The 24,483-nt window shown below is 72.9% G+C and carries 24 protein-coding genes; 9 read left to right on the forward strand and 15 right to left on the reverse strand.

Translation table 11 applies throughout. From position 1 onward, the window contains the following. Position 1: 1 nt before the first annotated feature. Entirely contained in the window at positions 2-1,129 is a 1,128-nt protein-coding gene (locus IT780_RS27925; RefSeq protein WP_199514762.1) for an alpha/beta hydrolase, read from the reverse strand. Between the two features lie 20 nt (positions 1,130-1,149). Further along, positions 1,150-1,632 carry an SsrA-binding protein SmpB gene (gene smpB, locus IT780_RS27930; RefSeq protein WP_199514763.1) on the reverse strand — a complete coding sequence of 161 codons (483 nt, stop codon included), beginning with the start codon at positions 1,630-1,632 and terminating at the stop codon, positions 1,150-1,152. 335 nt (positions 1,633-1,967) lie between these two features. Between smpB and IT780_RS27935 the strand changes: the two genes are divergently transcribed. Then, on the forward strand, positions 1,968-2,291 hold the full coding sequence (locus tag IT780_RS27935) for a putative quinol monooxygenase (RefSeq protein WP_199514764.1): 324 nt from the start codon (positions 1,968-1,970) through the stop codon (positions 2,289-2,291). 37 nt (positions 2,292-2,328) lie between these two features. Here IT780_RS27935 and IT780_RS27940 read toward each other — a convergent pair whose 3' ends face one another. Next, positions 2,329-3,393 carry a cellulose binding domain-containing protein gene (locus IT780_RS27940; RefSeq protein WP_199514765.1) on the reverse strand — a complete coding sequence of 355 codons (1,065 nt, stop codon included), beginning with the start codon at positions 3,391-3,393 and terminating at the stop codon, positions 2,329-2,331. Positions 3,394-3,553: 160 nt separating this feature from the next. Between IT780_RS27940 and IT780_RS27945 the strand changes: the two genes are divergently transcribed. Then, the gene (locus IT780_RS27945; protein WP_199514766.1) at positions 3,554-5,389 is read left to right on the forward strand and encodes a rhamnogalacturonan lyase; all 1,836 of its coding nucleotides are present in this window, start codon (positions 3,554-3,556) and stop codon (positions 5,387-5,389) included. 172 nt (positions 5,390-5,561) lie between these two features. Here the strand turns inward: IT780_RS27945 and IT780_RS27950 are convergent, their stop codons facing one another. The 3 genes from IT780_RS27950 to IT780_RS27960 are packed head-to-tail and all read right to left on the reverse strand — an operon-like array spanning position 5,562 to position 9,525. Next, complete coding sequence (locus IT780_RS27950; protein WP_199514767.1) at positions 5,562-6,926, reverse strand: (Fe-S)-binding protein; 1,365 nt, start codon at positions 6,924-6,926, stop codon at positions 5,562-5,564. Continuing rightward, positions 6,926-8,074: an FAD-binding oxidoreductase gene (locus tag IT780_RS27955; RefSeq protein ID WP_199514768.1), complete on the reverse strand. Its 1,149-nt coding sequence runs from the start codon at positions 8,072-8,074 to the stop codon at positions 6,926-6,928. Before IT780_RS27955 ends, IT780_RS27950 begins: the two co-directional genes overlap by 1 nt. Next, a complete protein-coding gene (locus tag IT780_RS27960) occupies positions 8,074-9,525 on the reverse strand; it encodes an FAD-linked oxidase C-terminal domain-containing protein (protein WP_199514769.1) in 1,452 nt (483 codons plus the stop codon). Before IT780_RS27960 ends, IT780_RS27955 begins: the two co-directional genes overlap by 1 nt. A 182-nt stretch (positions 9,526-9,707) precedes the next feature. Here IT780_RS27960 and IT780_RS27965 point away from each other — a divergent pair, with 182 nt between their 5' ends. Then, positions 9,708-12,581, forward strand: a complete 2,874-nt coding sequence (locus IT780_RS27965; protein ID WP_199514770.1) for a M36 family metallopeptidase — start codon at positions 9,708-9,710, stop codon at positions 12,579-12,581. Here IT780_RS27965 and IT780_RS27970 read toward each other — a convergent pair. Next, positions 12,571-12,906: a hypothetical protein gene (locus tag IT780_RS27970; RefSeq protein WP_199514771.1), complete on the reverse strand. Its 336-nt coding sequence runs from the start codon at positions 12,904-12,906 to the stop codon at positions 12,571-12,573. The two genes, IT780_RS27965 and IT780_RS27970, sit on opposite strands and share 11 nt — an antisense overlap. Before the next feature lie 36 nt (positions 12,907-12,942). Between IT780_RS27970 and IT780_RS27975 the strand changes: the two genes are divergently transcribed. Then, a complete protein-coding gene (locus IT780_RS27975) occupies positions 12,943-13,746 on the forward strand; it encodes a polysaccharide deacetylase family protein (RefSeq protein WP_199514772.1) in 804 nt (267 codons plus the stop codon). Between the two features lie 24 nt (positions 13,747-13,770). Here IT780_RS27975 and IT780_RS27980 read toward each other — a convergent pair whose 3' ends face one another. Next, entirely contained in the window at positions 13,771-13,953 is a 183-nt protein-coding gene (locus IT780_RS27980) for a hypothetical protein (protein ID WP_199514773.1), read from the reverse strand. A gap of 97 nt (positions 13,954-14,050) precedes the next feature. Beyond that, a complete protein-coding gene (locus tag IT780_RS27985) occupies positions 14,051-14,506 on the reverse strand; it encodes a MarR family winged helix-turn-helix transcriptional regulator (RefSeq protein ID WP_199514774.1) in 456 nt (151 codons plus the stop codon). Positions 14,507-14,523: 17 nt separating this feature from the next. On the opposite strand from IT780_RS27985, the gene IT780_RS27990 reads away from it, so the two are divergent. Then, positions 14,524-15,462, forward strand: coding sequence for an alpha/beta hydrolase (locus IT780_RS27990; RefSeq protein ID WP_199514775.1), 939 nt, complete (start codon positions 14,524-14,526; stop codon positions 15,460-15,462). Here IT780_RS27990 and IT780_RS27995 read toward each other — a convergent pair. Continuing rightward, positions 15,431-15,700 carry a hypothetical protein gene (locus tag IT780_RS27995; protein WP_233413624.1) on the reverse strand — a complete coding sequence of 90 codons (270 nt, stop codon included), beginning with the start codon at positions 15,698-15,700 and terminating at the stop codon, positions 15,431-15,433. The genes IT780_RS27990 and IT780_RS27995 overlap by 32 nt on opposite strands. A 60-nt stretch (positions 15,701-15,760) precedes the next feature. Next, entirely contained in the window at positions 15,761-17,326 is a 1,566-nt protein-coding gene (locus IT780_RS28000) for a M4 family metallopeptidase (protein ID WP_199514776.1), read from the reverse strand. 159 nt (positions 17,327-17,485) lie between these two features. Between IT780_RS28000 and IT780_RS28005 the strand changes: the two genes are divergently transcribed. The 4 genes from IT780_RS28005 (at position 17,486) to IT780_RS28020 (ending at position 20,868) form a co-directional block, all read left to right on the forward strand. After that, a complete protein-coding gene (locus IT780_RS28005; protein WP_199514777.1) occupies positions 17,486-18,505 on the forward strand; it encodes a 3-oxoacyl-ACP synthase III family protein in 1,020 nt (339 codons plus the stop codon). A gap of 75 nt (positions 18,506-18,580) precedes the next feature. Further along, positions 18,581-18,934: a YciI family protein gene (locus IT780_RS28010; RefSeq protein WP_199514778.1), complete on the forward strand. Its 354-nt coding sequence runs from the start codon at positions 18,581-18,583 to the stop codon at positions 18,932-18,934. After that, positions 18,931-20,178 (forward strand): RNA polymerase sigma factor, encoded by a 1,248-nt coding sequence (locus IT780_RS28015; RefSeq protein ID WP_233413625.1) that lies wholly within the window; start codon positions 18,931-18,933, stop codon positions 20,176-20,178. The genes IT780_RS28010 and IT780_RS28015 overlap by 4 nt, the downstream gene beginning before the upstream one ends. An 18-nt stretch (positions 20,179-20,196) precedes the next feature. Then, positions 20,197-20,868, forward strand: a complete 672-nt coding sequence (locus IT780_RS28020) for a TMEM175 family protein (RefSeq protein WP_199514779.1) — start codon at positions 20,197-20,199, stop codon at positions 20,866-20,868. A gap of 167 nt (positions 20,869-21,035) precedes the next feature. On the opposite strand, the gene IT780_RS28025 is transcribed toward IT780_RS28020, so the two are convergent. From IT780_RS28025 to IT780_RS28040, 4 genes are read right to left on the reverse strand one after another with little or no spacing between them, the layout of a single operon-like run. Then, on the reverse strand, positions 21,036-21,920 hold the full coding sequence (locus IT780_RS28025) for a glutathione S-transferase C-terminal domain-containing protein (RefSeq protein WP_199514780.1): 885 nt from the start codon (positions 21,918-21,920) through the stop codon (positions 21,036-21,038). 28 nt (positions 21,921-21,948) lie between these two features. After that, positions 21,949-23,184 carry an EAL and HDOD domain-containing protein gene (locus IT780_RS28030; protein WP_199514894.1) on the reverse strand — a complete coding sequence of 412 codons (1,236 nt, stop codon included), beginning with the start codon at positions 23,182-23,184 and terminating at the stop codon, positions 21,949-21,951. Positions 23,185-23,189: 5 nt separating this feature from the next. Next, on the reverse strand, positions 23,190-24,065 hold the full coding sequence (locus IT780_RS28035; RefSeq protein ID WP_199514781.1) for a class I SAM-dependent methyltransferase: 876 nt from the start codon (positions 24,063-24,065) through the stop codon (positions 23,190-23,192). Between the two features lie 4 nt (positions 24,066-24,069). Next, on the reverse strand, positions 24,070-24,432 hold the full coding sequence (locus IT780_RS28040) for a YybH family protein (protein ID WP_199514782.1): 363 nt from the start codon (positions 24,430-24,432) through the stop codon (positions 24,070-24,072). Between the last annotated feature and the right edge of the window lie 51 nt (positions 24,433-24,483).

Consider the following 24,483-nt stretch of genomic DNA (forward strand, 5'->3'; position numbering starts at 1 on the left):
ATCAGGTGCCGAAGATGGCGATCAGCGCGTCGGCGAAGGTGCGGCGCCAGTTCACGTAGTCGTGGCCGCCGGGGTATTCCGCGTACGTCACCGGGTAGCCCTTGGCGCGCAGGGCATCGCGGAAGCGGCGGGTGGCCGCCAGCAGGCTCGGCGTCCCGTCGGCGGCCGGTTGTGTCTCGCGGTCCCCGGCGTCCAGGTAGAAGCGCAGGTCGGCGCGGGGGCGGGCGGCGTACTCGCGGGTGAGCCACTCCGGCTCGCCGGCGCCCGGGCCGGGCCACCAGAAGCTGCCCGACTGGGCGATCACCGCGCCGACGGCCTCGGGTGCCCGCAGCGCCAGGTGGGCGGCGGCCAGCCCGCCCAGGGACACCCCGGCCACGCCGACGTCGCGGGGGTACGGGCTCAGCCCGTACGCCCGCCGCGCCCACGGCATCAGCTCGCGCAGCACGAAGCGGGTGGTCACCGGCGACGACGGTGCCAGGTCGGCGTCGCGGGTGGCGTCGGTGCCGTGCACGAAGAGCGTCACGAGCGGCGGGATCCGTCCGGCCGCGACGAGGTTGTCGACGGTCACCGGGTTCGCCAGCACGGTGCGGGCCAGGTACCCGTCGAAGACGATCAGCGCCGGCGCGCCCGCCCGGTCGGTGCCGGCGGGGCGGTGCACGCTGACCCGGCGCCCGCCGACGACGGCCTCCGCCAGCTCCCCGGCGGGGACGTCCGGGTCCGGCACCGACCAGGTCTCCGGGTCGGCGTGCGGCAGCGTCAGCACGGAGACCCAGCAGTCGCGGTCGGTCGGGTCGCCCGGGTCGCCGGGGAAGCGGAGGCGGCCGGGGTTCAGGAGGTCGATGTGCGCCGGCCCGCTGCCCGTGTCGTCGGGCGGGATCCGGGCCTGCTCCGGCGGCACGTGGGAGAGCCAGTACACGGTCCGCAGCCGGGCGGGCAGGCGTACGGTGCCGTGCCACACGTCGGTGCCGGGTTGCCGCCGCAGCGGCAGGCGGATCGATCCGGCGACCGAGGCCCGTTCCGCCTCGCCGCGCCACACGAAGGTGACCTCGACGAGCCCGCGGGCGTCGACGGCGGACACCAGCGGCGCCCCGGCCGTGACCGCGCGTTCCCAGAGATCCGCCGCCGGCACGCTGCCCAGGATGTCACGGATCAGCGCCGTCCGCGCCCCTTCAGGTGGCGGCCCAGGGCCCGCGCGATCTCCCGGTTGGCGTCGCGCTCGGCGATCGCCTGGCGCTTGTCGTACTCCCGTTTGCCCTTGGCCAGCGCGAGCTCGACTTTCGCCCAGCCGTCGTTGAAGTACAGCGAGAGCGGCACGAGCGCGATGCCGGGCTCGCGCAGTTTGTCGAGGATGCGCTCGATCTCGACGCGGTGCAGCAGCAGCTTGCGCGTACGCCGCGGCGCGTGGTTGGTCCACGAGCCGAAGCCGTACTCGGCGATGTGCAGGTTGTAGAGCATGAGCTCGCCCTCGTGCTCCTGGGCGAACGCGTCGACGATCGAGGCGTAGCCGGCGCGCAGCGACTTCACCTCGGTGCCGGCCAGCACGATGCCCGCCTCGTACGTCTTGAGGATCGCGTAGTCGTGGCGCGCCTTGCGGTTGGACGCGATGACCGTGCGACCGGTCTCCCTCGGCATGCGGCCCCCTCACGTCGGCCCGGCCGGTGCCGGGCGGCTCCTCGTGACGCTCGAGTCAACCGTGCGAGCCTACGACCCGGCCACCGATTTGCCCGCGACCCGGCCATGTCGCACCGCCGGCGGCGGGCCGTCCGCGCGGTGGCGCCTCGCGGGGCGTCTCGCCTTGCCGGCGGCGGGCCGTCCACGCGGGGAGCGTCTCGCGTTGCCGGCGGCGGGCCGTCCATGGGGCAGCCGAGCGCGTCCGCCGTCTCCTCGGCAAGATGGAGCGGGTGGCGGCCCGTCGCCCCGCCCGCGGGGCCCGTGGTGCGGGCGACGGCACGAGGAGAGGACCAAGGATGATCTTCATCACCGCGAAGTTCCAGATCAAGCCGGAGGACGCCGACCGCTGGCCGGAGATCGCCGGTGCGTTCACCCGCGCGACCCGCGCCGAACCGGGCTGCCTGTGGTTCGACTGGTCGCGCAGCGTCGACGACCCGAACGAGTACGTGCTCGTCGAGGCTTTCCGTGACGGCGAGGCGGGCGCGGCGCACGTCAACTCCGCGCACTTCAAGCAGGCGCAGCAGGACCTGCCGCCGCACCTGCGGTCCACGCCGCGCATCGTCAGCCAGACCATCGAGCAGGACGACTGGTCGGAGCTGGGCGAGCTCGCGGTCAAGTGAGCCGGGGGCGCGGCGGGCGCCGCGCCCCCACCGGGGGTCAGGAGATGGCCGCCTGCACGGCGGGCAGCCACCGGCCGGCGATCTTGCGGTTGCCGGCGTCGTTGGGGTGGACGCCGTCGCCGGTGTCGGTGGCCGGGTCGAAGCCGGTCCACTGGTCGACGACCGTGATCGGCGAGGCCGTGGTGGACAGCCCGGCCGCCCAGCCCGGGATCGCCGCGTTGAGGTCGCGGACGCGGGCCGCGCACTCGGGGCAGGTGGGCGGGTTCATCGGGATGATCTGCGCGACCAGGATCTTCATGGCCGGGTTCTGCGCGCGCATCTGGCCGACGAGCTTGGTGAAGGCCGCGAGGATCGTGGCGGTGGGCCGGTTGCTCCACACGTCGTTGGTGCCGAAGTGCATCATCACCACGTCCGGCCCGGTCGCCGCGAGCCAGGCCGGCAGCTGGTTCTGGTCGGCCACGTTGGTCGCCAGGAAGCCGCCATGGCCCTCGTTCTCCCCGTCGTACGGGAACCCGCATCCCTGCGCGGGCAGCGTGCCGACGAAGTCCACGCGTTCGGCCGGCAGTTGCTGCCACAGCAACGCCCGCCAGCAGCCGGGGGAGCCGGTGATCGAGTCGCCGAGCGGCATGGTCTTCACGGCCCGGCCGGCGGGCGGCGGGGTCGACGGCGGCGTGGACGGCGTGGACGGCGGCGTGCTGGGCACTGATCCCGTACAGGCGGTGCCGTTGAGGGTGAACGCGGTGGGGGAGGAGCCGGAGCCGGAGCCGTTGAAGCCGACGCTCGTGGTGGCGTTCGTGCCGAGCGAGCCGTTCCAGCCCGCGTTGCGCACGGTCACATTCGCGCCGGACTGGGTCGCCACCCCGTTCCACAGCTGGGTGACGGTCTGCCCGGACGGGAAGCTGAACCCGAGCGTCCAGGCGGTCACCGGGTCGCCGAGATTCGTGATCGCGATCGAGGCGCCGAAGCCGCCGGGCCACTGGTTGGTCACGCTGTAGGCGACCCGGCACCCCGCCGCCGCCTGGGCCGGCCCCGCGGCGGCCACGGCCGCCGCGCCGAGCAGCGCCGTGGCGGCGGCCAGGACAGCCATCGTTCGTCGATGCATGGGGATCCTCCGGGTGGGGAGCTGAACCGTGAAAGGGGAATGCCGCATTCTGACATGGGAGCGCTCCCAAAAAAAGACGTGAATCGATTGACTCGGATCGGCGGGCGAGGCATGGTGGGAACGCTCCCAAACCCCCGATTGCCGATTGGCGGACGCCCACATGTCGCTACTCGGAAAGCTGCTCGTCCCGGCCGTCGTGGTCCTCGGCGCCGGTCTCACCGTCATCCCCGCCGATGCCGCCGCGCCGTCCACCGGCGCGGCCGGCACGCTCGCCGCACGGCAGCTGGAACGGCTCGACCGCGGCCTGGTCAGCGTCCGCTCCGGCAGCGGCAACCTGGTCAGCTGGCGCTGGCTCGCCACCGACCCGTCCGACGTCGGTTTCCACGTCTACCGCGGCGGCACCCGGATCACCTCCGCGCCGGTCACCGGCTCCACGAACTACCTCGACGCCGGGGCCGCCGCGGGCGCCTCGTACACGGTGCGAGCGGTGGTCGGCGGCGTCGAGCAGGCCGCGGAGGGACCGTCGCTGAGCTTCACCAACGGCTACTACGACGTACGGATCCAGAATCCCAACTCCTCGGCGTACGCGGCCAACGACGCCAGCGTCGGCGACCTGGACGGCGACGGGCGCCTGGAGATCGTGCTCAAGTGGGAGCCGCTGAACGCCAAGGACAACTCGCAGTCCGGCGTCACCGACCCGGTGTACGTGGACGCGTACCGGCTCGACGGCACCCGGCTGTGGCGCATCAACCTCGGCCGCAACATCCGGGCCGGCGCGCACTACACCCAGTTCCAGGTGTACGACTACGACGGCGACGGGCGCGCCGAGGTGGCCATGAAGACCGCGGACGCCACGGTCTCGGGCACCGGGCAGGTCATCGGCAACGCCAACGCCGACTACCGCAACTCCAGCGGGTACATCCTCAGCGGCCCCGAATTCCTGACGATGTTCGACGGGCGTACCGGCGCGGCGCTGTCCACCGTCGACTACGTGCCGCCGCGGGGCACCGTCTCGTCGTGGGGTGACTCGTACGGCAACCGCGTCGACCGGTTCCTGGCGGGGACCGCGTACCTGGACGGGCAGCGGCCCAGCCTCATCATGGCCCGCGGCTACTACACCCGTACCGTTGTCGTGGCCTGGGATTTCCGCAACGGCGCGCTGACCCGGCGCTGGACCTTCGACAGCAACAGCTCGACCAACCCGGGCACCGCCGGGCAGGGCAACCACCAGCTGGCGATCGCGGACGTGGACGCCGACGGCCGCGACGAGATCGTGTACGGCTCGCTGGCGATCGACGACAACAGCGCCCGGCTGTGGAACACCGGCTACGGCCACGGCGACACCCTGCACGTCGGCGATCTCGACCCGGCGCGCCCGGGGCTCGAGGTGTTCAAGGTGGACGAGGACGCGAGCAAGCCGTCGTCCTGGTTCGCCGACGCCCGTACCGGTCAGATCCTGTGGTCGACCCCGGCCGCCGGGGACAACGGCCGTGGCGTCTCCGGCGACATCTGGGCCGGCAGCCCGGGTGCGGAGTCGTGGTCGTCGATCCCCGACGGCGTCCGCAGCCCGTCCGGCGCGGTGGTGGCGTCGCGCAAACCCGGCTCCACCAACTTCCTCGCCTGGTGGGACGCCGACCCGGTACGGGAACTGCTGGACGGCACCCACATCGACAAGTACGGCACCTCCGGTGACACGCGGCTGCTGACGGCCTCGGGCGTGCATTCGAACAACGGCACCAAATCGACGCCCTCGCTCTCCGGCGACCTGCTCGGCGACTGGCGCGAGGAAGTCATCTGGCCCACGAGCGACAACACGGCGCTGCGGATCTACTCGACCCCGGTGCCGACCGACCGGCGGATCACCACGCTGCTGCAGGACTCGCAGTACCGCACCGCGCTCGCGTGGCAGAACACCGCGTACAACCAGCCGCCGCACCCGAGCTTCTTCATCGGTTCGGGCATGGCGACCCCTCCTCGGCCGGTAGCCGCCCGCTGAGGAACGAAGGCCTCGCGGCCGGCCCATCGCGGCCGGCCGCGCAGGTGCCCGCCGGTGCCTGGTGAGTGGGACGACCGCCGGCGGGTGCCGTGGGCGGCGGCCGGGAGGAGAGGGCCCGGCCGCCGCCCCTTCACGGCGGCGGCGAGCTGCCCCGCTGCCGCCGTGGACGGCGCTACGACCGCCGGAGCAGCGCTCCCGGATCCAGGCCACGGATCGAGGCGTCCAGCACCTTCGCGGTGTGCGCGAGGGCGATCTCACCGCCGAGGCGGCGTACCGAGGCGGCGACCTGCATCAGGCAGCCGGGGTTGGCGGTCACCAGCAGCTCCGCGCCGGTGGCCAGGACGTTGCGGGCCTTGCGGTCGCCGAGCTCCGCCGCGGGCTCCGGGTTCAGCACGTTCCAGATGCCGGCCGAACCGCAGCAAATCTCCGGGTCGGCGATCTCCTTCACGGTCAGCCCGGGGATTCCCCACAGCAGGGCGCGGGGCTGGGCCCGTACGCCCTGGGCGTGCGCGAGGTGGCAGGCGTCGTGGTACGCGACCGTCAGCGGCAGCGGGTGCCGTGGCGCGACCGGGCCCAGCTCGACCAGGATCTCCGACAGGTCGCGCACCTTCGCGGCGAACGCGGCGGCGGGCTCGGCGTACCGTGGATCGTCACGCAGCAGGTCGGCGTACTCCTTCATCGACGAGCCGCAGCCCGCCGCGTTGACCACCACGTGGTCCACGCCGGCGCGCGCGAACGTGTCGATGAGGCGCCGGGCGAAGCGCTGCGCCTCCCGCTCGCGTCCGTTGTGGACGCTCAGCGCGCCGCAGCAGCCCTGCCCGCGCGGGACGACGACATCGCAGCCCTCCGCGGCCAGGATCCGGATCGTCGCCGAGTTCACGTCCGGGAAGAACGCGCCCTGCACGCAGCCGGTCAGCACGCCGACCACCGCCCGCCGCGTGCCGCGGGCCGGGATGAGGCGCGGGGGAGCGGGCACCCGGCCCAGCCGCGGCGCCAGCGACTCCAGCGTGGCCAGCGTCGGGCCCAGCCGCTCCATCAGGCCGGTCCGTGCGACCAGGCGCTGCAGGCCCGACGCCTGGTACGCCCGCAGCGGCCCGCGCAGCAGCCGCAACCGCCGCGGGTACGGGAACAGCGAGAAGATAGCCGCACGCAGGGCACGCTGGGCGGGCGTACGGTCGAAGCGCCGCTCGACCTGCGCACGGGTGTCCTCGATGAGCCGGTCGTAGCGCACTCCCGACGGGCACGCGGTCACACACGCCATGCAGCCCAGGCAGCGGTCGTAGTGCCGGACCATCGACGCGGTCATCGGCTCGCCGTCCAGGCCCTCCTTCATGAGGTAGATCCGGCCGCGCGGGGAATCCATCTCCTCGCCCCACAGCGCGTACGTCGGGCAGGTGGTCAGGCAGAAGCCGCAGTGCACGCAGTCGTCGACGATGTCGGAGCGCGGGGGCCGGTGGTCGTCGAACGCTGGCTCGCCGGCCACCGGCCCCAGCACATCGCGCGGACCGTCCTGCGTACCCCAGGTGCTGTCGACCATCAGATGCCTCCCACGAAGCGTCCCGGCGCGAAGTGGTGGCCCGGGTCGAACTGGTCCTTCACCCGCCGCATGAGGTCGAGACCCGGCACCGGCCCCCACATGTCGACGGCCTGCCGGACCTCGGCCGGCGCGGTCAGCACGACGGTGTGCCCGCCCGCGCGGACCGTCTCGGCGCGCAGCCGTTCCACGATGCGGGGCGCGTCCTGATCGCTGCCGACGGCGGCGTACAGGACGCCGGTGCCGGCGGAGCCGCGGATGCCGGTCTCCGCCGCCGCCTCGACCAGGTCCGGGACCTTCGACAGCGCGGCGGTCAGCTTCAGGCCGGTGCCGCCGGGCTGCCACGGGTACGCGCCCCACCAGGACGGCGGCTCGCCGATCTGCCCGCCGAGGACCTTCTCCAGCCGGGCCGCGCGGTCGCGGACGCCCTCCGCGGTGCCCTCGACCAGCACGGCGACCGTGACCTCGCCGTCCGGCGGGCGGTCCACCTCCACGGCGGACGGCACGACCTGCTCGTCGCGGACCGCCGCCAGCAGGGCGCCCAGCCCGGACGCCGGGACCGTACGCGTCACCACCGCCCGCGCCGGGGGCACCGGGTGCAGCCGGAACGCGCACTCGGTGATCAGCCCGAGGGTGCCGTACGAGCCGGTGAAGAGCTTGCCCAGGTCGTACCCGGCGACGTTCTTGACGACCTTGCCACCCGAGTGCGCGACCGTCCCGCCCGGCCGCACCACCGTGATGCCGATGAGCAGGTCGCGGGCGGTGCCGTAGAGCATCCGGCGCGGGCCGCTGATGTTCGCCGCGACGCTGCCGCCGACGGTGGCGCCGGGCAGTGGGCTGTCCAGCGCGAGCTGCTGCGAGCCGAAGTCCAGCGTGGACAGTGGCGTGCCGGCGCGCAGCACGGTGATGAGGTCCCCGGCAGCGTGCTCGACGACGCCGGTGAGCCGGTGGGTGTCCACGATCAGGTCGAGCCGCCGGGGCGGCGGCCCCCAGCCGAGCTTCGTGCCGCCGCCGCGCACCACGACGGCGAAGTCATGCGCGGCCGCCGCGCGCAGCAGCTCCGACGCCTCCTCGGTGCTCCCGGGAGCAGCGACGAAGCGCGCCGGCACGCCGGCCACGTGGTCGTCCTCGGTCGCCGGCCGCCAGTCCATCAGAAGATCTCCGCCGGGGCGGGCGCGTCGGAGGCGCTGTGCCGCCGGGGCACCTCGCCGCACAGCCGCGGCGTCGGGAAGATCTTGCCCGGGTTGGCGAGCCCGGCCGGGTCGAACGCGCACCGCAGGAGCTGCATGGTCTCCAGGTCGTCGTCGGTGAACATCCGCGGCATGTACTTCGCCTTGTCGGTGCCCACGCCGTGCTCGCCGGTGATCGACCCGCCGTACTCGATGCAGAGGTCGATGATCGCGCCGGAGACCTCCTCGGCCCGCTCGGCCTCGCCGTCGGTGGCCGCGTCGAACAGCACCAGCGGGTGCAGGTTGCCGTCGCCGGCGTGGAAGACGTTGGCCACCCGTACGCCGTGGGCGCCCGCGACCTCGCCGATGCGGTGCAGCACCTCGGGCAGCGCGGTCCGCGGGATCACGCCGTCCTGCACGATGTAGTCGGGGCTGATCCGCCCGACCGCGGCGAACGCCGACTTGCGGCCCTTCCAGAACAGCGCCCGCTCGGCGTCGTCCGCGGCGATCCGCAACTCGGTCGCGCCGTTGGCCTCGCACAGCGCGGTGACCTGCGCGAACTGGGCGGCGACCTCGGCGGCCGGGCCGTCCAGCTCGACGATCAGCACCGCGCCGGCGCCGGGCGGATAGCCGCAGGCCACGGCGGCCTCGGCCGCCTCGATCGCGAGCGCGTCCATCATCTCGACCGCCGCCGGCACCACCCCGGCCGCGATGATCGCGGAGGTGGCCGCTCCGGCCGCGTCGGTGGTCGCGAAGGCGGCGAGCAGCGTACGCACCGACTCCGGCAGGCGGGTCAGGCGTACGGTGACCCGCGTGGCGATGCCCAGCGTGCCCTCGGAGCCGACGAACGCGCCGAGCAGGTCGTAGCCGGGGGTGTCCGGGGCCCGCCCGCCGAGCTCCACCAGGTCGCCGTCCGGCGTGACGATCTCCGCGCCGAGCACGTGGTTGGTGGTGAAGCCGTACTTCAGGCAGTGCGCGCCGCCGGAATTCTCGGCCACGTTGCCGCCGATCGAGCAGATCTGCTGGCTCGACGGGTCGGGCGCGTAGTAGTAGCCGTGCGCCGTGGCGGCCCGGGTGACCTGCAGGTTGATGACGCCCGGCTGCACGACGGCTCGCTCGTCGGCGGGCGCCACCTCGAGGATGTCGCGCATCTTCGCCGTCACGATCAGCACGCCGTCGGCGTGCGGGAGGGCTCCGCCGGACAGCCCGGTGCCGGACCCGCGGGCGACGAACGGCACGCCGGCGGCGACGCAGGCCGCGACCGTACGGGCACACTCGCCGGCGTCCCGGGGCAGCACCACCAGCCCCGGCGTGACCTTGTAGTGGGCGAGGCCGTCGCACTCGTACGTCCGCAGCTCGACCCGGTCGGACACCACCCGGTCCGAGCCCAGCGCCGTGCGCAGCCCGGCCGCGAGTTCTTCCAGCGAAGTCATGAGCGACCTCCTGTGCCCCATCCAACCGCCCCGCCGCCGCCCACGAAAGGACTGAAGGCAATTTACTTAGCCGCGGTCACGGGCGGAGTCGAGACGTCCGCGGAGGGTATCCACGTATGTCGATCTTCCCGTAGTGTCTCGGGCGTCCGGGAGATCCCTGGGACGACTTGCAGGAGGCATGCGTGCGCATACGCAGACGGTCCGCCGTCGCCGGAATCATCGCCGCCACCACGATCATCGCCACCGCGCCCATCGGCGCGAACGCGGCACCCGCCGACCCCTCGCCGGCCGCGGCCACGCCGCTCACCGGCGAGGACCTCGATCCCGACTACGAGTTCGTCGACAACCGCGGCGGCAGTGCAGCTCCCACTGCCGGCCAGCGGTCGCTCGTCCGCGACGACAACCTCGTCACCCGCTGGAACAGGCTCGGCACCCCGGCCTCGGTCGCGCCCGCGAAGGGCCGCCTCGCGACCGGGCTCGCCGGCACCCCGGAGACCGTCGCCCGCCGCTACCTCAAGAACAGCGCCGGCCTCTTCTCGCTGCGCTCCGCCGCGGTCGACGAGCTCGACACCGTCGCCCAGACCAGGATCGGCAAGGGCACGGTCGTGCTCCTGCGCCAGCGGTACGGCGGCCTGCCCGCCGCGCACGACGGCCTGGTCGCGGTCGCGGTGAAGGACGGCGACGTCCTGCGCGTCACGTCCTCACTGAGCCCGCGCACCGCCAGGCCCGCCGCCGCTCGCCTCAAGGCCGCCGACGCGTTGGCTGCCGCGCTGACCGACGCGAAGATCGCCCGGGCCGGCCTGGCCGACTCCCGCGTCCGGCTGGTGGCCGTGCCGATGCCCGGTGCCGACCCGCGTGCGGCCTACGAGGTCGTCGTGATGGGCAAGAGCGCCGACCACCCGCTGGCCTACACGACGTACGTCGACGCGGTCGACGGCTCGGTGCTGATGCGCGAGAACCTCGTGAACTTCGCCGAGGACGACCCGCACTGGAAGGTCTTCCCGGCCACGCCGCCGGCCGGCGGTGCCGACACCCGCCAGCTGTGGTGCGCCACCGCGGCGACCGGCTGCGCGCGGCAGGTGCTCGACCCGGCCACCGGCAAGCCCTGGGACGTCGACGCCGCCACGGGGACGCCGACGTTCACCACGACCGGCAACTCCGCCGAGTCGGTCCGCCTGTGGGGCGACGGCAGCCCGGCGACGCCCGCGGCCACCCGCACCGACCGCGAGTACGTCTACCCGTTCACGAACCAGTGGAACACCAGCAAGTGCGACCCGGCCACGCTGAGCTCGCCGCAGCAGGCCGACGTGGACGCCGCCACGGCCAACCTGTTCGCGATGCACAACCGCATGCACGACTGGTCGTACAAGCTGGGCTTCACCGAGGCGACCTGGAACCTGCAGAAGGCGAACACCCTGCCGTACGGCAAGGGCGGCGACGCCGAGCGCGGTAACGCCCAGCAGGGCGCCGCGACCGCCACCACGCGCAACAACGCCAACCAGGCCACCCCGCCGGACGGCATGCAGCCCACCACGAACATGTACATGTGGCAGCCGTTCGCGGGGGCCGCGTACCCGCCGTGCGTCGACGGCGACTTCGACATGACGGTCATCGGGCACGAGTACACCCACGCGATCAGCAACCGTATGGTCGCCGGTCCCGACGCGGGCATCAGCTCGACGCAGGGCGGCGCGATGGGGGAGAGCTGGTCCGACCTCACGGCGATGGAGTACCTGTTCGAGAGCGGCTACACCCCGCGGGGCAACACGCCGTACGTCACCGGCGGCTACGTCACCGGCGACCTCGCGACCGGCATCCGCAACTACGACATGAGCAACAGCCCGCTCAACTACTCCAACTACGGGTACGACCGCGGCTCGGCCGTGCACCCCGACGGTGAGATCTGGAGCGCGACGAACTTCGACGTGCGCCGCGCCCTCATCGCCAGGTACGGCTCGGGCACCCGGGCGCAGCAGGAGAGCTGCGCGGCGGGCACCACCCCGGCGACCGAGTGCCCTGGCAACCGGCGCTGGATCCAGCTGGTGTTCGACTCGTACCTGCTGGCGGCCACCGGCCAGATCAGCATGCTGGACATGCGCGACAACATGATCACCGCGGACGCGCTGCGCTTCGACGGGGCGAACGCCGAGCTGCTGTGGAACGCGTTCGCCGCCCGTGGCATGGGCGCCGGCGCCGCCAGCGGCCCGTCCGACGCCGACCCGGTGCCCAGCTTCGCGTCGCCGTACGTGGAGAACTCCGAGGTCACGTTCAAGGCGCTCGGCGAGGCCGCGGGCAAGCCGGTCCGGCTCTACGTCGGCGACTACGACTTCGGTTCCGTGCCGATCGCCGACACCGACCCGGCCACCGCGCTGCCCGACACCGTGACGCTCGCGCCGGGCACGTACCGGTTCCTCGCCATCGGCGCGGGCTTCGGCCACAAGCGGTTCACCCAGACCATCTACCCGGGGGTCACCTCCCAGGTCGGCGTGGTCATGCCCACGAACCTCGCCTCGGCCGCGGCCGGCGCGACGATCACCGGTGACGGCACCAACCTCGGCCGGCTCACCGACGAGGCCGAGGGCACGGCGTGGACCGCCACCGGTGGCGCGGCCGGCCGGCAGGTCACCGTGGACCTGCCCACCGACGCGGCGAAGCTGGTCTCCCGGGTGCAGCTCAGCGCCTTCCCGGGCGCCGGAGCGGCCACCAGCACGATGTTCAGCACGGTCCGCCAGTTCGAGATCCTGACCTGCAACGCGGCCGCGGGCGCGGACTGCGCGAGCGACGCCGGGTACCGGGTGGCGTTCACCAGCCCGGCCAACGCCTTCGACACCGGCCAGTTCCGGCCGAAGGTGCCCAACCTGGTGCTGAAGTCGTTCGCGGTGCGGCCGGCCCTGGCCACCCACGTGAAGCTTCGCGTGCTCACCAACCAGTGCACCGGCAACCCGCTCTACGCCGGTGAGCAGGAGAACGACCCGCGCAGCGTCAGCGACTGCGCCACCGGCTCCGCCGCCGCGAACAACGCGGTCGCCGCCGAGTTCCAGGTGTTCAGCAGCTGACCCACCGGCGGGGGGTGCGCCACGGCGTGCCCCCCGCCGCGGGCGCGCGTACGGCAGAATCGCGGGCCATGAACTCGAAGTGGTCCATCCGCTCGGAGAACTCCGTGCTCAGCATCTGCTCCAGGGACTCCGTGCTGTCGATCGGGTCGGTCGGGTCCGGGCTGTCCATCGGCTCGGTCGGCTCGTTCGCCTCGGTGTTCTCGGTCGGCTCGGTCCTGTGCGCGGGCTCGCTGCTGTCGGCGGCCTCGGTGCTGTCCGTGATGGCCTGGCGCGGCCGCCGATCGGTGACCGCCAGTCGCGGTACGCGCGCCGACAGGTACTTCACCTCGGTCTGACATGCCGGGGATGACCATGTCCCACCATGTCGATCTTGCGAAGGGTCACAGCCGTGTCCGTGGTGCTCGCCCTGGCGGGCTGCTCCACGACCGCCGCCCCGCAGTTCCACGCCGGTTCCTCCTCACCGTCGGCGGCCGCGCCGAGCAGCCCCGCGCCGGCGAGCAGCCGTCCCGACCGGCAGCACGACGGCTGGCGTGACTCCGACATCCCTGTATTCCCGCCGGCGCCGCCCGCGCAGAAGATCGCCCCGGCGGCCGGCGGGAAGGTGCCGTACCTGCTGCGCATCCCCACGACGCAGAAGGTCGCCTTCATCACCATCGACGACGGCTTCGTGAAGCATCCCGAGGCGCCGAAGCTCATCGCCGCGGCGCACGTACCGGTCACGCTCTTCCTCACCACGGACGCGGTCAAGGACGACCCCGGCTACTTCAAGCCGATGATCGAGGCGGGCGCGGTGGTCGAGGCGCACACGATCAGCCACCCGAACCTGCGCGGCAAGCCGTACGCCGTGCAGAAGCATCAGATCTGCGGCTCCGCGGACCGCCTCGCCCAGTGGTACGGCCGCCGCCCGGTGCTCTTCCGGCCGCCCTTCGGCAACAAGGACGCCACCACGCTCACCGCGTCCCACGACTGCGGCATGAAGGCGGCGTTCATGTGGAAGGAGACCGTCCACAAGGGCAAGGTGCGCTACCAGGAGGGGCACCGCGTCCAGCCGGGCGACATCATCCTCATGCACTTCCGGGAGGCGTTCGTCGACGACTTCCTGGCCGCCCTGCGCGCGATCCACAAGGCCGGGCTGACCCCGGCGCTGCTGGAGGACTACGTCTGACGGCCGGCCCTGCCCGGAGCGGGCTCAGTACCGCAACGTGCTGACCAGCTTCCGGACCTCCTCGAGGCCGATGACGGCGCGTCTGTGGACGTCCAGCGCCGGGCCGGGCCGCCCCACCACACCCGCGCACGAGACCGTGGCGTGCGCCAGCGAGAGAAGGGCGTCGGTCCCCTTCGGCCCGTCACTGATTGCTGCTGCCGTCGACATGCTCAACTCCCTCGTGACGCTCGCGGAAGATGTCATCGGCGGCCGGGCTCAAGCGGGCCTCAAGCGCGCCTCTGCTGCCGGTCGGGATCGCGCGGCCTCAGCCCGCGGGGATGCCGATCTGGTCCTCTTCCAGTGCCGCCCGCAACCGCGCGAGCGAACGCGCGGCGGGCGCGCCGACATGGCCCGCGACGAGCTCGCGCAGGCCCTCGGCGACCGTCTTCTCCGCCGCGTCGGCCAGCTCCCGGCCGCCGTCGGTGAGGACCAGCACCGACGAGCGGCGGTCCGTGGGGTTCGGCTCCCGGCTGACCCAGCCGCGGCTCTCGAGCCGATCGACTCCCTTGCTGGTGGCCCCGACGCCGATCGCGAACCGGACCGCCAGGTCGCCGACCCGCGAGCGCGGATGGTCGCGCAGGTGCCGCAGGAACTCGTACTGGGACGTCACGATGCCGTGCCGCTCGCGGAGCCGGTCGTTGAGCGCGTTGTAGAGCCGCGTCTCGCACCGCACGAGGTCGTCGAAGAAGCCCAGCAGGCCGTCCCGGGAGGTGTATTCCACGGCATATACTCTAGCTCATGAGCATGGCACAACGCGCGCGCATCGACGCGCTGCTGCGCCGGCCGGCGCCCGCGGGCCCGCGGCCGGTCGAGGAGATCCGCGCCGGGTTCGAGGCGCTGATGGCGGGCATGATCGTGCCCGGCGGCGTACGGACCACGCCGGGCTCGCTGGGCGGGCGGCCCGCGCTGCTCGTCGAGCCGGAGGACGGCCCGCGCGCCGGGACGATCCTCTACTTCCACGGCGGGTCGTTCGTGTTCGGCTCGCCCCGGACCGCGCTGTCGCTGACCGCCAACCTGGTCGTCCGGACCGGGCTGCGGGCGTACTCGCTGGACTACCGGCTCGCTCCCGAGCATCCTTTCCCGGCCGCGATCGAGGACGCCGTCGGTGCGTACCGTGCCCTCCTGGACGACGGCGCGGACCCGGCGACCGTCGTCCTCGCCGGCGATTCCGCCGGCGGTGGCCTCACCGTGACGACCTGCCTCGCCGCGCGCCGCGCCGGCCTGCCGATGCCCGCCGCGCTCGTGGCCTTCTCGCCCGGCCTGGACGCCACCCGTTCCGGGGAGAGCATGCGGAGCAGGGCGGCCGCCGACCCGTTGCTGACCGGCGAGGGGCTGGCCCGCACCGGCGCCATGTACCTGGCCGGGCAGGATCCACGTCAGGAACTGCTCAGCCCGGCGGTCTGCGCGGACCTCACCGGCTTCCCGCCGATGCTGGTGCAGGTGGGCACCAACGAGCTGTTGCTCGACGACTCGACGCGGATCGCGGAGCGGGCCCGGGCCGCCGAGGTCGACGTGATCCTCGACGTCACCGCCGGCGTGCCGCACGTGTTCCAGGCCTTCGCCGGCACGCTCGACGAGGCCGACCGGGCGCTGGACCGCGCGGGCCTCTTCATCGCCCAGCAGGTTGCGGCCGCGGCGGCCGGGGCTACGGGATCGGGCGGCGCATCGAGTACGTGACGCCGTGCAGCCGGTGCGGCTCGTTCACGACGTGGATGGCGGCCCGGTCGTACGCCTGCCAGCCGGCTGAGCCCGCCCGGTTGAGGTGCTTCAGGTCGTCGAAGCGCTCGTCGGTGCCCCAGCGCAGGACGCCACCCGGGTGGTAGAAGGTGGCCGTCCAGTCCATGAAGCGGTCGGCGCCGAACGTGCCCGCGGCACGGTACTCGAGGCGTGCGTACTCCCAGTTGGTCACAGTCATGATTATCTCTGCGCGGTGCGGGGCCGCGCACCGTGGCGCGCGGCCCCGCGGTGAGACTTGTCAGCCGACGTTGACCGCGGACCAGGCGGCCGCCGTGGCGTTGTACTCCGCGCTGCCGGCGCCGTACAGGTCGCGGGCGGCGTTCAGCGTGGCCGTACGGGCGTCCGCGTACTTGGTGTTCGAGGTCATGTACGTGGTCAGCGCCTTGTAGAAGATGGCGCCCGCCTTGTCGTTGCCGATGCCGGTGACCGTGCTGCCGTCACACGTCGGGCTGTTGTACGAGACGCCGTTGACGGTGTGCGCCCCGCTGCCGACGGCGAGCAGGAAGAAGGCGTGGTTGCCGACGCCGGAGGAGTAATGCACGTTGAGGTTGCCCACCGTGCTGCTCCAGCACTTCGCCGAGGCGCCGTCCTTGGACGGGTCGTCCATGAAGCGCAGCGGCGTGCCGTCCACCGAGATCTCCTCGCCGATCAGGTAGTCGCCGACGTCCGTGGTGTTGTTCGAGAAGAACTCGACCAGGGTGCCGAAGACGTCGCTCATCGACTCGTTGATGCCGCCGGACTCGCCGCTGTAGACCAGGCCCGCGGTCCGCGAGGTCACGCCGTGGGTCATCTCGTGGCCGCCGACGTCCAGCGCCGTGAACGGGCCGAAGTTGGTGCCGTCCCCGTCGCCGTAGATCATGCAGAAGCAGCTGTCGGACCATCCGGCGTTGTTGTACTTGTTGCCGTAGTGGACCTTGTTGTAGCTGCCCGCGCCGTCGCCGGCGATGCCCTGGCGGCCGAAGGTCTCCAGGTAGTAGTCCCACGTCTCGGCGACGCTGTACTGGGCGTCCACCGCGACCGTCTGGTCGTTGGCGAGGGTGCCGGTGCCCCAGACGTTGTCGGCGTCGGTGAACAGGGTGCCCTTGCCGATGCGCCGGTTGTTCATGTCGGTGGTGTACGTGCCGCCCCGGACCGGGTCCTTGAGCTGGTACGTCGAGCCCGACTTGGTGGTGTCCAGCGGCACCGTGCCGACGTTGTAGCCGGTGCCGGACCCCTCGACGGTCTGCACCTCGCTCCACTTGTCGACGACCTTGCCGCTGTGCGCGTCGATGAGCACGTGCGTCACGCCGTCCCCGCCCGCGGGGTCCGGCACGGTGATCGTCGTCCGCCACACCAGCACCGGGGTCGCCGGCAGCGCGTCGACGGCCAGGCTCGGGGCGGCGCCGGCGATCGCCGTGCCACCGAGGGCCTTCGTCGCCGCGCCGACCGCCTTGGCCGCGCTCAGCGACGGGGTCGCCGACAGCGTGAGCGGGGCCTTCTGGGTCTTCGTCACGGCGCTCAGCGCGCCCGTGCCGGTGAGGTGGGCGATGACGTCGCCGCCGATGACGGGCAGCCCGCGGTACGCGCGGTTTAAGTGCACGTGGCTCGCGCCGCTTTTCTCGATCAGCACGTCACGCTGCGAGAACGCGTCGGACGCGCCCGCGGCGAAGGCGGCCTTGTGCCCGGCGACCGCGCTCGTGGCGCGGCTGGTGGCGAGGGCCGGGGTGACGGGTGCCGGCTCCGCTGCCGCGGCGAGCGTGGCGGGGGCGGCCAGCGCGGCCGAGGCGGCCAGCGTGGTCGCTGTGACGATGGCTCTGGTGCGCACCGTTTCTCCTCTCGTCCCGGCCGTGGTCGGGCCGGGTTGAGATAGAGCATTGTGAATCAAGCTCAGAATAGGAAGGCCTGATCGTAAAAAGCCTGTGACGCGGCCCCAACGGGCAGAGAGTTCCTCAACCGGGCCGCCCGCGCGCCGATCAGTGCGGGCATGCAGTCGATACCGCACGTCGGGATCCTCGGCACGGGCTCGTACGTGCCCGAGCACGAGGTCACCAATGAGGCGCTCGTGGAGCGGGTGACCGACACCACCCCCGAGTGGATCTCCCGTAAGACCCTGATCGAGGCCCGTCGCTTCGCCGCCCCCGACGAGGCCACCTCCGACCTGGCCACCAAGGCGGCGGTCGCCGCCCTGCAGAGCGCCGGGATCGCCGCCGACCGGGTCGACTACATCATCGTCGCGACCTCCACCGGCGACTCGCCGCAGCCGCCGACCGCCTCGCTGGTGCAGCATGCGCTCGGCGCCCACCGGGCGGCCTGCTTCGACATCAACGTCGTCTGCGCCGGGTTCGTGTTCGGCCTGGCCCTGGCCAACAGCCTGATCGCGGTCAAGCCGGACGCCGTCGTGCTGGTCGTGGCCGCCGACGTGTACTCGCGCATCCTCGACTTCGACGACCGCCGGACCGCGATCCTGTTCGGCGACGGGGCCGGCGCGGCCGTGGTCGGCGCGGTGCCGGCGCCGTACGGGCTGGTCGACCTCGAACTGGTCACCCGCGGCGACGGGCACGGGCTGATCCACGTCAAGGCCGGCGGGAGCCGCCTGCCCGCCTCCGCCGAGACCGTCGCGGACGGCGACCACTTCTTCCGGATGAACGGCCGTGGCGTCCGCGACTTCGTCATGGCCGGGGTGCCCCCGGTGCTCGCCGACCTGCTCAAGCGGGCCGGGGTCACCGCCGAGCAGATCGACCACTTCGTGCCGCACCAGGCCAACGGCGTGATGATCCAGGAGCTGGTCGACGCGGCGGGGCTCAGCACCGCGCGTACCCATCTGGTCCTCGACCGGTACGGCAACACCGGCAGCGGATCGGCCGGCGTGGCCCTGGACACCGCCGCGCGCTCCGGCGCGCTCGCCGACGGCGACCTGGTCCTGGTCGCCGGCTTCGGCGGCGGCATGTCCGTGGGCGCCGCGCTGATCCGCTGGTACGGGGGCCCGGGAACGGCCACCCCGTAGTGTCGATGCGCGGCGGGCCCGTTCGTCGGATCTGATGAACGGGCCGCAAGGGCCCCGCGAGATCGGACGGAACACATGGCCAGGTACTTGATCCTCATCTACGGCGACGAGAAGCAGTGGGACGCGATGACGCCGGAGGAGTGGGAGCGGCACGGCGCCGCGCACGGGGCCTTCGCGGCCGCGGCCGGACCGGCGAACCTCGGCGGCGCCCAGCTGCAGCCCGCGTCCACGGCGACCAGCCTGCGCGCCGGCGACAGCGGGCCGGTGCCCACCGACGGGCCGTTCGTCGAGACCAAGGAGGTCCTCGGCGGCTACTACCTGATCGAGGCGCCCGACCTCGACGCCGCCATCGCCCTCGCGAGCCGGCTGCCCGAGGTCGCCGCGAGCCACAGCGGCGTGGAGATCCGCCCGCTCGTGGAGCGGAATTGACCGACGCGATCGCCGAGGCGGTCGCGGACGCGCACCGGCGCGAGTGGGCCTCCGTGCTCGCCGCGACGGTGCGCGTCACGCGCGACCTCGACCTCGCCGAGGAGTGCGCGCAGGACGCGTACGCCCGCGCCCTGCAGGTGTGGGGGCGCGACGGCGTCCCCGACCGGCCCGGCGCCTGGCTCACCACGGTCGCCCGTAACCGCGCCACCGACCTGCTGCGCCGCGAGACCGTGCTGCGCCGCACGCTCCCGCTGCTCGTCACCGAGGAAGCCGTCGTCGCTCCCGCCGACGAGGAGCGGCCGGTGGTGGACGACGACCGGCTCCGGCTGATCTTCACCTGCTGCCACCCGGCGCTGGCCCGCGACGCCCAGGTGGCGCTCACGCTGCGCCTGCTGTGCGGGCTGTCCACCGTGGAGGTGGCCCGCGCCTTCCTGGTCCGGGAGGCCACGATGGCGGCCCGGATCACCCGCGCCAAGAAGAAGATCGCGGCGGCGCGGATCCCGTACCGGGTGCCGTCGGCCGAGGATCTGCCCGTCCGGGTCGGCGCGGTCCTCGACGTCGTGCACCTGGTCTTCACCACCGGCCACACCGCGCCGGTGGGGGAGCGGCTGGTGCGCCGCGACCTCACCGACGGCGCGCTGCGCCTGGCCCGCATGCTGCACCGGCTGCTGCCCGGCAACGGCGATGTGGCGGGGCTGCTCGCGTTGCTGCTGCTCACCGACGCGCGGCGCGACACCCGCGCCACCCCGGACGGACGCCTCGTGCTGCTGGCCGACCAGGACCGCGGCCGCTGGGACACCGGCCGCATCGCCGAGGGAACCGCGCTGCTCACCGAGGCGCTCAGCGGCCGGCCACCCACCCGGTACGCCGTCCAGGCGGCGATCGCCGCGGTGCACGCCGAGGCCCCGGCCTGGGCGGACACCGACTGGGTCGAGATCTGCGGCCTGTACGACGTCCTGCGCACCCTGTGGCCCAACCCGGTCGTCGACCTGAACCGGGCGGCGGCCATCGGCATGCGCGACGGCCCCGAGGCGGGACTGGCCGCGCTGGAACCGCTGCGCGACGAGCCGGCGCTGGCCACGTACGGCTACCTCAGCGCCGCCCGCGCCGACTTCCTGCGCCGGCTCGGCCGCTGGGACGAGGCGGAATCCGCGTACGAGGAAGCCCTGGCCCTGTCCGGCAACGACGCGGAACGCGCGTTCCTGGCCGGGCGCCTCACCGAGGTCCGCGAGAATCGGCGCTGACCACTACGCTTCGCGCTCATGGATCATGCACGACCCCTCGAGGAGGCGGCGGAGGCGGAGCCGAACGCCGTCGCGGCCGAACGCCTGACGTTCTTCGGCGATGCCGTCATCGCGATCGCCATCACGCTGCTCGCCCTGGAACTGCCGGTCCCCGGCGCGCTCACCACCCACGGCGTCCTCGACCAGATATCGGAGGAACGCGGCGACTACATCGCGTTCCTCATCAGCTTCGTCGTGATCGGCGCCCACTGGGGAGGCCACCACCGCGTCTTCCGCCACGTCGACCGCACCCGCGGCCCGCTGACCCTGCTCACGCTCGGCTGGCTGCTCATGCAGATCCTCACCCCGTTCGTGACCAAGGTCCTCAGCGCCGACGGGGCGTTCGAATTCCGGTTCATCCTGTACGCGTCGGTGCAGGCGCTCGCCGGCCTGCTCTTCATGCTGATGGTGCGCCAGGTCCAGGCGCACGCGCTGTACCGGCCGGGGACGCCGCCGGACCTGTTCCGCCGGGCGTACGTGGGCCAGGGCGCGCTGGCGCTGGGGTTCCTGCTGTCCATCGCGGCGGTGTTCGCGGTGGGGGACCGGGCGTACAACTTCTGGTTCGGCGTACCGGTCGCGGTCGCCGTGGTCCGTCGCATCGTCCGCAAGCGCCGCGAAGCCTCCGCGGCCCGGCAGGCGGAGCCCACCTAGGAAGCCTCGGCACCGCCGTTCCGCCGCCGGTTCTCGAACATCTCCGCCATCTCCGACGGCGAGAGGGAGGTGCGGACGAGACACGCACCGGCGCTCGCCCGGGGTTCCGTCATGTGCCCTCCGTCGATCGCCGGCCTGCACCGTAGCGGGTGGCTGGGGTGCGGCGGTCAGCGGTCGGCCGGGGCGGACCAGTCCGGCAGGTTCGCGTCCGGGCGGCTGAAGGCCGCGAAGTCCGTCGTGTCGCGGAAGGCCGGGATCGTGTACAGATCCCGGGCGTACGACCACAGGTGCGGGTACACGTGCAGCCCCGGGTTGATCGTGCGGGCCGCGTTGGCGCCGACGTCGTAGCGGACCAGCGTGACCCAGAGGCGGATGTCGGCCTCGGTCAGCGCGTCGCCGAGCAGGTAGCGGGAGCGGGACAGTCGGTCGTCGAGCTGCTCGAAGGCCTCCAGCAGCGCCGCGCGGGCCGGGCCGGGGCGGGTCGCCGCGCCCACGCCGTGGTTGACCGTGGGGCCGAGCCGGCGGTCCAGCTCCTCGATCCGGTCGCGCAGGTGCTCCGGGTACGTGTCCACGAGCGGCGTCGCCAGGTGGCGGAAGCGGGTGGCGAGGTCGATGCCGATGGTGTGGCTGTCGTTGCTGACCAGGCGGGCGTGCACGCGGTCCCACAGGGCCGGTACGGACACGTGCCCGTCGAACCCCTCCTCACTGGCCTCGTACGCCTGGCGCAGGAACGCGAAGCCGTTGACCGGGTCGGGCCCGTACTGCTCGCGGAACGCCCAGCCGCGGCCGTCGCGTTCGCCGTCCACGAAGGACATGCTGACGATGTCGTCGAGGCCCGCCAAAGTACGGGTGATCGCGACGCGGTGCGACCAGGGGCAGAACCAGCCGCCGTACACGTGGTAGCGCTGCGGCCGCGGGGTGAACTCGCCGTCGTCGGTGATGCGGCCGGTGAAGCGCAGCAGCGGCCCGGGGGTGTCGGGGATGCGGTACTCGCCGTAGGTCGCGGTGTCGACGGGGCCGGCGAGGCGGGTGGCCGGTGGCAGGTTGACCATACCGAAAAGCCTACTTTTTCAGTAGGACTTAGGCAACGGCGGGCTGGGTGGCCGCCACGGCCATCGTCGACCAGCGCATCGCGGCCATGACGGTGCCGGACAGGTCCTCGCCCGCGTACGCCGCCGACACCTCGCTGAGGTCGCCGCGCTCGTACGCGTTGACCACCCGCAGCACCTGCCCCAGCGGGCCGGTGCCGCGTTCCAGCGCCGCGGCAACCTCCGGGCTCAGCGGCAGCTGGTGGGCCACCGCCGCCGGGCTCATCGCCAGCAGGCCGGCGACCGCGGTGATCAGGCCGGCCATGAAGGCGGCGTCGGCGCTCGCACCGAAGGCCGGCGCGACGTTCTCGCAGAGCCGGGCCCGGGTCAGCGCCTCGGCCATCTGGGCCTCGGTGGCCTCCGCGACGTCGTCGACGACCATGAGCATCGCCCACTGCCGGATGTGCGCGAGGCCGAGCATGACCACGGCCTGGCGTACGGAGGACACGCGGCTGGTCGCCCCCACGGCGGCCGAGTTGCTCGCGCGGAGCACCCGCATCGTGAGCGCGGGGTCGCCGGCGATGATGTGCAGGATCTTCTCGAGGTCGGCGTCGGCGGCGCTCAGCTCCCCGATCAGCTCGAGGCGGCGCAGCTTCGACGGGGTCAGGCTGGTGGCGGTCAGCACCTGCGGGCGGCTGAGCACGTACCCCTGGCGCAGCTCGAAGCCGTACCGGTTGCTCAGCGCGAGCTGCTCGCCGGTCTCCAGGCCCTCCGCGACGATCTGGATGTCGGGGAACTCGCGGCACTCCTTGACGATCTCGTCGAGGTGCGATAGGTCGCCCTGCAGCAGATCGAGCTTCACGTACGAGGCCAGCGGCAGCAGCCGTTCGTGCCCGGAACCCCAGACGAAGTCGTCCAGCGCGATGCGGTAGCCCTGCGCGACCAGCGCGGTGATGCCCGCGATCACCTCGTCGTCGACGTCGACGCTCTCGAGGACCTCCAGGACGACGTGCTCGGGGCCGAACGGCAGGGTCAGCTCGCCGGTGAGGAACTCCCGGGTCATGTTGATGAAGCAGGTGCGGTCCCCGACGACCTCGTCGATGCCGAACTCGGTGAACGTGTTGACGATCACCTGGCTCGTCGCGTACGTGTCGCGGCGTCCGGCCTCGACCGCGTCCATGCTGCCGCGGAACAGCAGCTCGTAGGCGACGACGTCGCCCCGCACGTCGAAGATCGGCTGCCGGCCGACGTGCACGAGCTGAGTGCCCGGCAGCGGGAACGGCACCATGGGGTTCACGCCGTGACTGATCGGCCGCCCGGGTCTGCGCTTGAGGCTTCTGCCAGCAGGGCGTAAAACAGGGGCACTTTCGGTGCGGTGCCCGGGAGCCGCCACCATCCCCGCGCGGTGCGCTCCATGTGCGGCCACCGCGGCCACGGCAGCTCGTCGCTCTCGGTCAGCGACCGTACGCCCAGCCCGGCCCGGCTCAGCGCCGTGACCACCTCGCCCAGCCCGTGCTCCCACTCGTAGCTCGTGGTGGCCGAGGTCAGCGCGGGCCCGTCGGTGTACGTGTGCGTGGCGTCGAGCTCCGCCGCACCCCGGCCGCCCAGCATGTCGTGACGCAATGTGAGCGCCTCGCCGGGCTCCGGATCGACCAGCCCGAGGGAGCGCAGCACCGGATGGAACTCCACGACGTACGCGACTCCGCCGGGCCGCAGCAGGCCGGCGACGACCGCGGCCCAGCGCTGCAGGTCCGGCAGGTAGCACAGCGCGCCCTTGCCGGTGTAAACCACGTCGAACCGGCGGCCGCCGAGCAGCGCCGCCGCGTCGTACACGTTGCCCCGCACGTACTCGACCGCCGCCCCGGCGTCCGCGGCGATGCGCCGGGCGGCCTCGACAGCGGCGCCGGACAGGTCGAGCCCGGTGACCGTCCGCGCTCCCCGCCGCGCGAACGCGACCGTCTCGGTGCCCAGGTGACACTGCAGGTGCAGGACGTCCTTGCCGGTCAGGTCCCCGAGGTCCGCCCACTCGTACGCGGCGAACCAGTCCTCAGGGTCCCGCCCGGCCACGTCGTAGAACCGGCTCACCAGGTGGATGGGCGTGCGCTCGTCCCAGTTGGCCTCGATGGCAGCCATCCGGTCGCGGGTCGCGTCGTCGAAATCGGTCGTCATGACCTCAGGTCAGCGTGTTCTGGTCGTGCAGCAGAAGCCACGCGCCGTCGACCCGGGCGAAGACGAGCGTCAGCACGTACGTCATCGAATACGGCCGGCCCTCGGCGTCGAGGTCGCTGTAGGTCACGCCGTGGACGGCGATGCCGGTGCCGCCCGCCTCGGTGCGCCGCAGCGGCTCGAGGGTCCAGCTCCAGTCGGGGTCGCCGAACCAGTCGCGGTGGAAGGCGGCCACCTCGTCCCGGCCGGCGAGCAGCCGTCCGTTCGGGGCGATCAGGCTCACGTCGTCGTGCACGGTCGCGAGGAACGCGTCCAGGTCACGGGCGGCGATGGTGCTCAGGTGGTGGTCGACGGCCTCACCGAACTGCATGCGTCATGCTCTTCCCTCTCGAACCTCTCGAAGCGATGCCGCAGCATGCCA

The sequence above is a fragment of the Nucisporomicrobium flavum genome (assembly GCF_016464385.1).
Taxonomy (GTDB): Bacteria; Actinomycetota; Actinomycetes; order Mycobacteriales; family Micromonosporaceae; genus Actinoplanes; species Actinoplanes flavus_A.